Here is a 12,096-nt window from a genome sequence, read left to right on the forward strand (position 1 = left end):
CCTCGTACACCGGCACGGCGTGGTGCACGTCGGTCTGCGTCATCGGCATCTCGTCGACGCGGCGACCGTCCACTTCGGAACGTTGCCGGGGGAATCCACGCCAACGTTTCGAGACGCGCCACCAGCAACGGCGAACTGCCCCCGGTGGCGAAGACCGGGGGCAGTTCGCCGTCCAACTCACATCAGGACCTGCGGCGACGCGCCATCAGCGTGACGAACGCGCCGGCGAGCAGCAGGGCCAGACCGGAACCGAGCAGGGCCCACACCGCGGCACCCGTGCTCGCCAGTGGCGGTGCGGCCACCGGCTTGGGCAGCAGACCCGCGTCGAGCGTGAGGTCGACGCGCTTGTCCTTGCCCAGCTTGGTGACGTGCGTGCACCCGTTCGCCGGGTCGGCGTCCGAGTCCTTGGCGTCGTCACCGACGTGCGCCTTGGTCAGCTGGCGACCTGCCACCAGACCGGTCAACGGATCGGCGTTGAAGCAGACCTTGTACTCACCGTCCGGCAGATCGGTGAACAGGTACTTGCCGTCCTTGTCCGTCTTGGACTGCGCCACCGGCTTGCCTGCACCGTCCTGCAGGTACACCGGCAGATCCGGCACACCGGGTTCGCCGGCGTCCTGCACCCCGTTGGAGTTGTTGTCGTACCAGACGAAGTCACCAACGCGGTTGGTCGGCGAGACCAGGCCGAGGTCGAGGGTCAGGTTCTCCCTCTTGCCCACACCCACGGTCACCGGCGGCGTGCAGCCGCTGGCGGGATCGACATCCGAGTCCTTCGCGTCGTCGCCCACGTTCGGCTTGGTCGCGAGGTACCCCGCGTAGGCACCCGGCAGAGCACCCATCTCGAAGCACACCTTGTAGGTGCCGTCCGGGATGTTCGGGAACTCGTACTTGCCGTCCTTGTCGGTCTTCACCGGCTCGCCGACGGGCTTGCCGTCCTTGTCCACCAACTTGACCGGCACACCCGGAACGCCCGGCTCGCCGGGATCCTGCACCCCGTTGCGGTTCGTGTCGGACCACACCAGGTCGCCGATCTTGTTCGGCGGCGCGTACAGACCCAGGTCGAGCGTGTAGTCACGACGCTTGCCGACGCCGACCGTGGTGGTCAGCGTGCAGCCCGTCGCCGGGTCCACATCCGAGTCCTTGGCGTCGTCACCGGCGTTCGGCTTGGTGACGACGTAGTCCGCCACCGCGGCAGGCATGTTCTTGATGTCGAAGCACACCTGGTACGTGCCGTCCGGCAGGCCGTCGGTGAAGTAGTACTTGCCGTCCGGCGAAGTCTTCTTCGTCCCGAGCTCCTTGCCCTGAGCGTCCTTCAGCACGGCGGTGACACCCTCGACGGGCTTCTCACCCTCGTCCTGCAGGCCGTTCTTGTTCGCGTCGATCCACACGTAGTCGCCGACACCGTTGGCCGGCGGGTGGATTCCGGCGTCGAGCGTCAGGTTCTCGCGCTTGCCGACGCCCAGCTCCACCTCGGGGGTGCAGCCCTTGTCCGGGTCAGCGTCGGAGTCCTTGGCGTCGTCACCGGCGTTCGGCGTGGTGAACACGAAGTCCTTCACCGCGTCCGGCATCGGGCCGAAGCACACCGTGTACTTGCCGTCCGGCAGGTCGTCGAACGAGTACTTGCCGTCCGGACCCGTCGTGGTCGTCTTGCCGTCGGACAACTTGACCGGCACGTTCGGCACGCCGGGCTCGCCGTCGTCCTGCAGGCCGTTCTTGTTGTTGTCCTGCCAGACGTAGTCGCCGAGCTTGTTCGGCGGCGAGACCAGACCCATGTCGAGCGTCAGGTCCACCCGCTTTCCGGTGCCCAGCGTGGTTTCCGCCGTGCAGCCCTGAGCGTCCGCGTCGGAGTCCTTCGCGTCGTCACCACCGGAGTTCTGCGTGGTGACCTTGTAGTCCTTCACGGCCGCCGGCAGGTTGGCCAGGTCGAAGCAGACCTTGTACGTGCCGTCCGGCAGATCGTTGAACAGGTACTTGCCCGTGGCGTCCGTCTTCGTGGTCGCACCGGTGCTCAACTTGGCGGTCACGCCCTCGACCGGGATGTCGGTGGCGTCCTGCAGACCGTCCTTGTTCACGTCGATCCACACGTAGTCACCGAGGCGGTTCACCGGCTGGATCAGACCCATGTCGATCGTCGGGTCCTCCGGCTTGTCGACGCCCAGCTCGACCTCGGGCGCACAACCCGTCGCCACGTCGGCGTCCGAGTCCTTCGCGTCGTCGCCACCGAGGTTCGGCGTCGTCGGCACGTAGTCCTTCACCGCGTCGGGCATGTTCGCGATGTCGAAGCACACCGTGTACTTGCCGTCGGGCAGGTTCGGGAACTCGTACTTGCCCTGCTCGTTGGTGGTCGTCGTCTTGTCGCCCACCTTCACGGGCACACCGGGCACGCCGGGCTCGTTCGGGTCCTGGACGCCGTTCTTGTTGTCGTCACGCCACACCGTGTCGCCGAGCTTGTTCGGCGGCCTGATGCCCAGGTCGAGCGTGAGGTCCTCACGCTTCGCCGACCCGAGTGACGTGTCCGGCGTGCAGCCCTGAGCATCCGCGTCGGAGTCCTTCGCGTCATCGCCGCCCGCGTTCGGCTTCGTCACCAGGTAGCTCTGGTACGGCGCCGGCATGTTGGCGATGTCGAAGCACACCTTGTAGGTGCCGTCGGACAGGTTGTCGAAGACGTACTTGCCGTCCGGACCGGTCTGCGTGGTCTTGTCACCCAGCTTCACGGTCACGCCCGGCACGCCCGGCTCGTCGCCGTCCTGCACACCGTTGCGGTTGGTGTCGACCCAGACGTAGTCACCCAGCTTGTTCGGCGGGGAGACCAGACCCATGTCGAGCGTGAGGTCCTCACGCTTTCCGCTGCCCAGCGTGGTTTCCGCCGTGCAGCCCTGAGCGTCGGCGTCGGAGTCCTTCGCGTCGTCGCCGCCCGCGTTCTGCGTGGTGACCTTGTAGTCCTTCACCGCGGCGGGCAGGTTGGCCAGGTCGAAGCAGACCTTGTACGTGCCGTCGGGCAGGTCGCTGAAGATGTACTTGCCCTGCGCGTCCGTCTTCGTGGTCGCACCGGTGCTCAGCTTCGCCGTGACGCCCTCGACCGGAACGTCCGACGCGTCCTGCAGACCGTCCTTGTTGACGTCGATCCACACGTAGTCGCCGAGACGGTTCACCGGGGAGATCAGACCCATGTCGATGGTCAGGTCTTCCGGCTTGTCCACGTTCAGCTCGACCTCAGGTGCGCAACCCGTTGCGGGGTCGGCATCCGAGTCCTTCGTGTCGTCACCGGCGTTGGGCTTCGTCACCTGGTAGTCCGCGACCGGCGCGGGCATGTTCTTGATGTCGAAGCAGACGGTGTACTTGCCGTCGGGCAGCTTGTCGAAGACGTACTTGCCGTCCGGTCCGGTCGTGGTCGTCTTGCCGTCGGACAGCTTCACCGGCACGTTCGGCACCGGCTGCTCGCCGTCGTCCTGCAGACCGTTCTTGTTCGTGTCGATCCACACGTAGTCGCCGAGCTTGTTCGGCGGCCTGATGCCGGCGTCGAGCGTGAGGTCCTCACGCTTCTGCGGGCCGACCGTGGTGGTCTGCGAGCACTTCGTCGTCAGGTCGGCGTCGGAGTCCTTGGCGTCGTCACCACCGGCGTTCGGGCGCGTGAGCAGGTAGCCCGCGTACTCGGCCGGAGCGGTCGAGATGTCGAAGCACACCTGGTAGGTGCCGTCGGCCAGGTTGTCGAACAGGTACTTGCCGTCCGGACCGGTCTGCTTCGGCTGGCCCACCGGGTTTCCGGCGCCGTCCTTCAGCGTCACGGTCACGCCGGGCACGCCCGGTTCGTCACCGTCCTGCAGGCCGTTGCGGTTGGTGTCCTTCCAGACGAAGTCACCGACCTTGTTGTTGGGCGGGACGATGCCGGCGTCGAGGGTCAGGTCCTCGCGCTTGGCCGCACCCAGCGTCGTCGTCGCGGTGCAACCATCCGCGGCATCCGCGTCCGAGTCCTTCGCGTCGTCGCCGCCCTGATCCTTGCCCGTGTACACGTATCCGGCGTACTGGGCGGGCAACGTCGACAGGTCGAAGCAGACCTTGTAGACGCCGTCGTCGAGGTTGTCGAAGACGTACTTGCCTTGTGCGTCGGTCTGCTTCGGGGTGCCGACCGGAGTGCCGTCACCCTTCTTCAGCACCACCGTGACGCCCTGAACACCGGGCTCGCCGGCGTCCTGGACGCCGTTGCGGTTGGTGTCGACCCACACGAGGTCACCGAGCTTGTTGGTGACCTTGGCGTTGATGCCGGCGTCGATCGTGTGGTCCGCGGTGCCCGCCTTGCCGGTGGTCACCTGCGCCTTGCCGGCAGCGTCCACATTGGAGTCGATGACGCGGTCCGGACCGGCTTCCTTGGTCGTCCACTTGAGATCGGCCTTGGCCGGTGCTCCCGGCAGACCGGCCGGGTTCACCCCGCTGAGGTCGAACGCCAGGTTGTAACAGGTCTCCGGCTTCAGGCTGTCTGCCGCACCGAAGTAGTACTCGCCCTTGGCGTTGGTCGTCTTCACCGGAAGAGCGGCGCCACCGGCACACGGCGTCGCCGTCACCTTCACCCCCGCGACCGCGGGCTCGTCACCGTCCTGGACGCCGTCGTTGTCCGTGTCGAACCAGACGCGGTTGCCGAGCTGCACCGGAGCCAGGTCGCACAGCACCTCGAGGTCACCGAGGCCGTTCGCCTTGCCCCAGCCCTCGCTGCCCGCGGTCTCCAGCTTGGTGATCTGGTAGCTGTTGGTGTGGTCGTCGCGCTGCATCTCACCGGTGGTGCGATCGAACCAGCCGACACCCGTCGAGCGCACGGTGATGGGGTCGAGCACGATCGCCGGCATCCGCGGCTCGCCGTAGACGATCGCGAGGGCGCCCTGCGAGCTCTCCTGGTGCGCCACGCCCCAGAACTCGCCGGGGTAGTACTCGACGACGCTGAGAGGTTCGTTGCCGCCGTTCCAGCCCTGGTTGTGGTTCGGGCAGGCGGCCGAGCTGCCTTCCCAGACGTACGCGCCACCCACGAGGCACGCCCGGTTCAGGTCACCACCGGACATGTTCTCGTGGTTGCCGCCGGAACCGTCCGGCGCCGGGATCTTGTACCCGCCCTGGTCGGCGAACCGGTCGCGGAAGTCGAGCACCAGGTCGCCGTTGTTCTCGATGCCGATGTCGGTCAGCAACGGCTCCGGGTAGGTCTCGTGCCGGTCGTCGAGCTCGGTGGCGCCCCAGTTGTCGGTCCAGGGGAACCACTTGTTGCTGCTCGGCCGGGTCTCCTTGGCGAAACCGCGTTCGAAGGTCAGCACCTTGTTGACGATCGGCGCGCTGAACGTGCCGCCCGCGAACGTCATCACGACGCCGCGCAGGTCGTTGCGGTTCTGGCTCGACTGCGCCGAGCAGACACCACCGACGTAGATCTTGCCGTCGCGGATGCCGAGCGCGCCGGGACGCCAGTCGGCCGCGTTCGCGCAAGCGGTTGCGGGGATCGCCCAGGAACCCTTGGGGGCGCTCGCCGTCGCACCGGTCGCGTTGTAGGCGTAGAGCTTCTTGTCGGCCAGGTTGACGACGTACAGCTCGCTGCCGTCCTCGGTGATGTCGAGGTCGCCGAGGGCCTCCTTGCCGACACCGGCGAAGAACGGACCGTCGAAGTTGGTGGCGTGGTTGTGCTGCGCCGGGCCGTCGGCGTTGGGCACGGTGGCGAACGTCGTCGTCGCGCCACCACCGGCCGGGGTCACGTAGATGCCACCCGGTCCCGCCGGGCCGTAGTCGGTGAGCCGCTTGGCGAAGGCCGCGGAGAAGATCCGCTTGTCCTGCTTGCGGTAGCCGATGCCGAAGACGGCGCCGGTCGCGCCCTGGTTGGCGATCTGCGCCGGGTCGTCGTCACCGCGCTGGTTGAACGGGAACGTCACCAGCGAACGCGACCCGTTGTTGACGTTGCTGCTGCCGTCCTGCTTGCGCGTGGCGCGCAGGCAGGAGGTCACCAGGGTCGGGTTGGCCTGGCAGTAGTCCGACGGGTTCCACAGGCCCGTGGTGACGGTGACGTTCTTGCCGCCGGAGACGTCCACGAAGGCCGTGTTGCTCTCGAGCGTGCCGCCCGCGGGGGCGGGCTGCAGCACGCTGCCCGCCGGTGGGTTCACCTGCACCCGGTACTTGCCGCCGCTCACCGGGCCGAGGCCCACCGCGACGCTGCCGGACGCGTCCGTCGTGCCGGTCGCGGTCTTGCCCGCGGGGTCGGTGACGAGCACGGCGGCACCTGGGATCGGCACCTCGACGGCGGCGTCGTAGTTGCCGTTGCCGTTGACGTCACGGATGACCTTCACGGTCAGCGAGCCGTCGCCAGGACCGGCGTGTGCGGTCGGTATGAAAACGGCGGACGAAGCGGCCACCAACGCGGCGAGCGCGGCGGCGAGCGGGCGTTTCACGAGTTGACGCTCCTAGGCAGCAGGGACGGGGCACACTGCGGGAATGTGGAAAATGCCACTGTTTCCGCAGGTCTGCCCGTCGTGCGCCACTTACGCGTAACCGCTTGTCACACTTCTTGGTGAAGTTGTCTCGCGAGATTGGTCGCTTGATTACGGTTTCATGTGGCTCTCCGTAGAACGACATTTCTCTTGTTGATGAATCCCATACCACTTCCGATGAATCAGGTTTAGCCAGCTTCGTTGCAGTGTGCAACTGTCCACATGAGAGGTTCGCTCTAGTGGGTCATTCGTGTGTGTGAAGGTGACAGCTTGACCGCACGGCTCATGAGGCTGAACGGGTGAACATGTGCATCGGACTCAGCCTTTCCTGGCTTCAGCGCCTGTCACCGGTGAAGGTCGCCTGCGGGCGGTGAACGTGCCGGGCGGACGCTGAAGGGAAGGCCGTTGAGCACACCGGAGCCGGATCAGGGCTTCGCGGAGTTCTTCCGCACCTGCCTGCCGGTGGTGACCAGGACGCTGAAGGCGCTGAACGGCGACACCCGCGTCGTGGACGACATCGCGCAGGACGCCTTGGTGATCGCGCGGCGCCGTTGGCAGGACATCCACGCGTACGACAAGCCCGAGGCGTGGGTGCTGAAGGTCGCCATCAGGTTGATGCGGCGGTGGCAGCAGCGGCAGTCTCTGGAAACTCCGCTGGTGGCCGTAGCGGACGTGGTCGAGCAGGTCCACGAGGTCGAGGCGGTGCACACGGCGTTGCGCTCGCTGTCGCCGCGCCACCGCGAGGTCGTGGCGTTGCACCACCTGCTCGGCTATCCGGTCCGCGAGATCGCGTCGGTGCTGCTGGTCAGCGAGTCGACCGTGCGCGCGCACCTCACCCGTGGCCGCGCCGAGCTGCGGCGGATTCTCGGAGGTTCCGATGAGTGATCGGCTGTTGCACGAGTTCGAGGTGGACGAGGCGGTGGAGGGGTTCTACCGCCGGGGTGAGGAGCTTGAACGGACCGGTGATCTGCGGTCGGCGGCTCAGTGCTTCCGCGTCGTCGCCGACCAGGGCCTCGGTGACGCCTCGGTCCGTCTGGCCGGCTTGTTGTTCGCGCTGGGAGAGACCGTCGAAGCCCAGCGCTGGTACGAGGTTGCTCTGGCCGACGGGTTCGACTCGTCGTTGGTGCGGACAGATGTGGTTGTGCGGCAGGAGTTCCTGGAGCACGCGGCTCGGATCACCGTGGGGGCGCCGACGTTCGACTGGGTGCCTTCCGCTGTTCCGGTTGGCTCGCTTGAGGTCGAGGACGTGCGAGCACGGACCGCGGCCTTGCGGGCGTTGGACCAGCGGTACGGCGGAATGGTCTGCCACGCCTCGGTGGTGGAGCACCTCGCTCGGGTCGAACCGTTCGTCGTGGTCGGTGACGCAGCGATGTGGACGGCTGTCGCGGAGGTCTGCGAGCTGGCCGGCTGGACCGCGTTCGACAGCGGTATGCCGGGCGTCGCGGTGCCTCACTTCTCGCGTGCGCTGACGTTGGCGCGACAGGCCGAGAACGAGTCGTTGATCGCCTCGGTGCTGACCCGCGCGGGCCGGATGTTCCTGCACCACAACGCACCTGACGACGCGCTGAAGGCGTTCCAGCTCGGGTTCGTGGCTGCGCACAACTCGTGGACGGATCGGCGTTCGTTGTCCGATCCTGCTACGGCGATCGCTTCGCTCACCACAAAGGTTGGCACATATGACTCCTCGCACGTCCGGGCCCAAGTGCTCGCGCTGACGGCGTTGGCGCGCAACCATCTCGCGCTCGGCGACGCCCAGGCTGCGCTTTCTTTTGCCGCTGAGGCCGTGGCAACGTCCGCGAACCTGCGTTCAGCGCGTGCCGACGACCAGCTGCGGTGGCTCGATCTCGAAGCTCGCGCGGCCGGCGCGTCCGTGCTGGTGGAGCAGATCTCGGCCCACTTCGCGCGCTCTGGCTGACGTTTTCACCCGATCCGGGCCGATACACGCGTGCGCGCAAACAGGTAGGTTCTGCGCCATGGCCGAGCCTTTCTCTTGGGTGCCCGCAGGAATCAACACGGACGTGCCGAGCGCCGCGCGCGTCTACGACTTCCTGTTGGGGGGTGGCCACAACTTCGCCTCCGACCGCATGGTCGGTGAGAAGGTCCTGCAGGTCCTGCGCGACGGCCGCGCCATCGCCTCGTCGAACCGCTCGTTCATGCGCCGCGCCGTCCTGCTGATGATGGAGCAGGGCATCACCCAGTTCCTCGACCTCGGCTCGGGCATCCCGACGGTCGGCAACGTCCACGAGATCGTGCAGGCCGAGAACCCCGACGCGCGTGTGGTCTACGTGGACTACGACGAGGTCGCGGTCTCGCACAGCCAGCTCATCCTGGAGGGCAACGACAACGCGGGCGTCGTCCAGGCCGACATGTGCAGGCCCGACGACGTCCTCGCCGACCCCGTCGTCAAGGGCCTGATCGACTTCACCAAGCCCGTGGGCCTGCTCATGGTCGCCGTGCTGCACTTCGTCTCGGACGAGAAGGACCCGGCCGAGGTCGTCGCCCGCTACCGCGACGCCATGCCGCCCGGCAGCCTGATCGCGCTCTCGCACCTGACCGCGGACTTCAAGCCGGACGAGATGGGCGCGGTCGTCGCGGCCATGAAGCACAGCCGCGACCCGATGTACTTCCGTTCCCGCGCGGAGTTCGAGCCCATGTTCGCGGGCATGGAGATCCTCCAGCCGGGCGTCGTGCCGGCGCCGTCGTGGCACCCGGAACTCGGCCCGGCAGGAGTTGGTGGCCCGGAGGACGTCTACGTGGGCCTCGCCCGCAAGCCTTAGCGGAAGCGCCAGGCCTGCGCCGCGGAACCGTTGCAGGACCAGATGTTCAGGCGTGTGCCCGGAGTTGTCGAAGCGGCGGGGTCGTCCAGGCACAGCCCCGACTGCGGGTTCTGCACGGAACCGTCGGCCCGCACGCGCCACTGCTGCGCGCCGGTGCCGTTGCACTCCCACAGCTGGACGATCGTGCCGTTGGTGGTGCCGCTGCCGTTGACGTCGAGGCATTTGCCGGAGATGGCGATGGTGCCGTCGGCGATGACCCGCCACTTCTGGGCGTAGGAGTTGTTGCACGTCCAGATCTGCACCGGGTTGCCGTTGGTGGTGCCGCCGGCGTTGTTGTCCAGGCACAGGCCCGATGCGGCCGCGAGCTCCACGGAGCCGGCGCCGGACGGGTGGCGGTCGGCCGGGAGCGCCGGCGTGTTGCGGTGGTAGAAGTCGACGGCCAGGTAGTTCGGGGACTTGCGGGCCGCGGGTTCGCAGAAGCGCCGGGCGCGGTCGACGGCCTTGGAGTTGTCGGTGGCGACGGTGCCCTCCACCGGGACGTCGCGGAAGTGGTTCATCACGAACAGCGGGCGGAAGCCGGCTTCCGCGGCGGTCAGCGGCTTCTCGCCCCAGCGGGAGTAGCAGGACCAGTCGGACGTGCCGGTGCCGGAGCCCATCGACCAGTAGTTCTCGACGGTCCAGTCCTTCTGGTAGAGCACGCCGGAGTCCTCGCGGCCGTCCTTGCCGTGGTCGGTGAAGATGAGCAAACGCTTGCCGGACGCCCTCATCTGGGACAACGTCGGCCAGCCGTTCTCGCGCACGCCCTCGGCGCGGTAGAGGACGTTGTTGAGGCCGTTGACCGACGCGAGAGAGGAACGCAGCGTGTTGGCGTCGACGTAGTCCTCCAGGAACACGGTGACGATCTCGGTCGGGTGCGAGTTGAGGAAGTCGACCATCCGCTGGAGGTCGACGCCGAGCGCGACCGGGCGGCTGACCAGGTTGCAGCTGTTGTGGCAGAGGATCGCGCCGTCGGACGTCTGGTGGATGTCGAGCATGAAGCCGCGGACGCCGTCGTTCAGCTGCTGCACGATGCCGCGGGACTGGTTCGGGGCGACGTTGCCGAAGGTGAAGCCGCCGTCGACGCCGTTCGCGTAGGCGTTGTGGGCGGTCAGGAACGTCATCTCGTCCAGGCGCGGGTCGTTCTGCGGCTGGACGCGGACCGGGTCGACCGGGGTCAGGAACCACGTGTCATTGCCCGTGCCGACGCGGACCTGGTCGGTGCCGGACGCGATCAGGTAGCGGTCGGAGCCGGGGTCCTTCAGGCGGTAGTGGTCCTGGTCGTCGAGAGTGGCGACCCATTGGGCGTCCGCGGTCGAGCAGCTGACCATCTGGGCAGCGTCGCCGGAGCGGCCGAGACACTGGCCGCCCTCGGCGAGCGTGCTGCCGTTCCAGGTGAACTGCTGGCGGTCCTCGTTGCCCTTGGGGCGGTGCTGGACCACGGACGAGCCGGACACGGCGGCGTTCTGGCCGGTCACGGCGCTTTGCAGGTAGTACGAGCCGTTGGGTGCCGCCTGCGCGTCGACAGGGACGAGCAGCAGCGACAACAGCGCGAGTGCAGGGATGATGCGCATGGGGTGCAGGGTCACGGATGGACGTGAACGCGAAAAGGCTTCACACCGAAATCCGTCCGAACCGAGACATCTGTGGTCCGGACCACAAAACCTGATGCAGCGAACGACGGTGTTGAGGGGGTTTCCCGAGCCGTAGAAGTTCACGGACAACGAAGGGGGCGGCGTGGGGTTCGACCAGTTCGTCGCTGAGCGGCTCGACCGGCTGTTGGGGTACGCCACGGCGATCACCTGCGACAAACACCTGGCGCAGGACATCGTGCAGAACGTGCTCATGCGTGCGCAGAGCAAGTGGGAACGCATCGGAGCGATGGACGCTCCCTATCTCTACGTGAAGCGCATGGTGACCAACGACTACCTGTCGTGGCGGCACCGCAGGGCCGCACGGGAGATCGCCGTCGAGCGCAGTGAGCTCGCGAAGCACGTGCCGTCCGAGGCCGACCCGGCCGACGCGCACGCCGAACGCGAGGCCATGCGCGCGCGGATTGCCGTGTTGCCGCGCAAGCAACGTGCGGCGTTGGTGATGCGGTACTACGAGGACTGCTCCGACGCGGAGATCGCACAGGTGCTCGACTGCGCGGAATCAACCGTGCGCAGCCAACTTTCTCGCGCGCTGCAGACGCTGCGCGCCCACGAAATCGCCCGGTCCGCCACCCTGGGGGTGCAGTCATGAACGACCTGATCCGCTCGGCCATCGCCGCGGAGGCCGAGGAGCGCGTCGACTCCCGGACCGTGCTGGCCGAACTGCACAAGCGCAAGGCCCGCAAGCCTTTCGGCCTGATCATCGGCGTGGCCGGCCTGACCGTGGCCGCCGCTGCGGCGGCGTTCATCATCCCGACGGCCATCAAGAAGACCGACGCTGCGCCGGCGACGAGTCCGCAAGCGCCGATCAGCGCGGAAAACGTGCTGCTCCTGGGCCTCGACGAGGTCGGCAACACGGACGCGATCGTGTACGCGCATTTCAACGCGGACACCTCCGTGAGCGTGGTGTCGTTGCCGCGAAACGTGAAGGTCGGCGACGAGCAGCTCTACGGCCTGTTCAAGGCGGACCCGAAGAAGCTGACCGGCGCCGTCGAGACGCTGACCGGCACGAAGGTCGACCACTACGCCGCGATCAAGATGTCCGAGTTCGGCAAGATCGCGCAGATCGTCGGCGGCGTCGAGGTGTGCCGACACCCACGTCAGCACGAACAGCGACCCGATCACGATCAGCCCGTCCAGCACCACGACCGTGCGGCTGCGGGAGTTCGGCAGCAGGTCGTC

General features: G+C 67.4%; 7 protein-coding genes. 5 read left to right on the forward strand and 2 right to left on the reverse strand.

Annotation, left to right across the window (positions count from 1 at the left end; all coding sequences use genetic code 11):
- Positions 1–182: 182 nt before the first annotated feature.
- On the reverse strand, positions 183–6,410 hold the full coding sequence (locus ABZX92_RS42830; protein WP_355571415.1) for an SdrD B-like domain-containing protein: 6,228 nt from the start codon (positions 6,408–6,410) through the stop codon (positions 183–185).
- Between the two features lie 444 nt (positions 6,411–6,854).
- Here ABZX92_RS42830 and ABZX92_RS42835 point away from each other — a divergent pair, with 444 nt between their 5' ends.
- From ABZX92_RS42835 to ABZX92_RS42845, 3 genes are read left to right on the forward strand one after another with little or no spacing between them, the layout of a single operon-like run.
- A complete protein-coding gene (locus ABZX92_RS42835; protein WP_355571417.1) occupies positions 6,855–7,334 on the forward strand; it encodes a sigma-70 family RNA polymerase sigma factor in 480 nt (159 codons plus the stop codon).
- Positions 7,327–8,364 carry a hypothetical protein gene (locus tag ABZX92_RS42840; protein ID WP_355571419.1) on the forward strand — a complete coding sequence of 346 codons (1,038 nt, stop codon included), beginning with the start codon at positions 7,327–7,329 and terminating at the stop codon, positions 8,362–8,364. Before ABZX92_RS42835 ends, ABZX92_RS42840 begins: the two co-directional genes overlap by 8 nt.
- Before the next feature lie 58 nt (positions 8,365–8,422).
- Complete coding sequence (locus tag ABZX92_RS42845; protein ID WP_355571421.1) at positions 8,423–9,226, forward strand: SAM-dependent methyltransferase; 804 nt, start codon at positions 8,423–8,425, stop codon at positions 9,224–9,226.
- On the opposite strand, the gene ABZX92_RS42850 is transcribed toward ABZX92_RS42845, so the two are convergent.
- A complete protein-coding gene (locus ABZX92_RS42850; protein ID WP_355571423.1) occupies positions 9,223–10,836 on the reverse strand; it encodes a ricin-type beta-trefoil lectin domain protein in 1,614 nt (537 codons plus the stop codon). The genes ABZX92_RS42845 and ABZX92_RS42850 overlap by 4 nt on opposite strands.
- A 163-nt stretch (positions 10,837–10,999) precedes the next feature.
- Here ABZX92_RS42850 and ABZX92_RS42855 point away from each other — a divergent pair, with 163 nt between their 5' ends.
- Positions 11,000–11,506 (forward strand): SigE family RNA polymerase sigma factor, encoded by a 507-nt coding sequence (locus ABZX92_RS42855; RefSeq protein ID WP_355571425.1) that lies wholly within the window; start codon positions 11,000–11,002, stop codon positions 11,504–11,506.
- A partial coding sequence (locus tag ABZX92_RS42860) for an LCP family protein (protein ID WP_355571427.1) occupies positions 11,503–12,096 on the forward strand: 594 nt, incomplete at its 3' end. The genes ABZX92_RS42855 and ABZX92_RS42860, both read left to right, overlap by 4 nt.

Source organism: Lentzea sp. NPDC006480 (assembly GCF_040611995.1).
Lineage (GTDB): Bacteria > Actinomycetota > Actinomycetes > Mycobacteriales > Pseudonocardiaceae > Lentzea.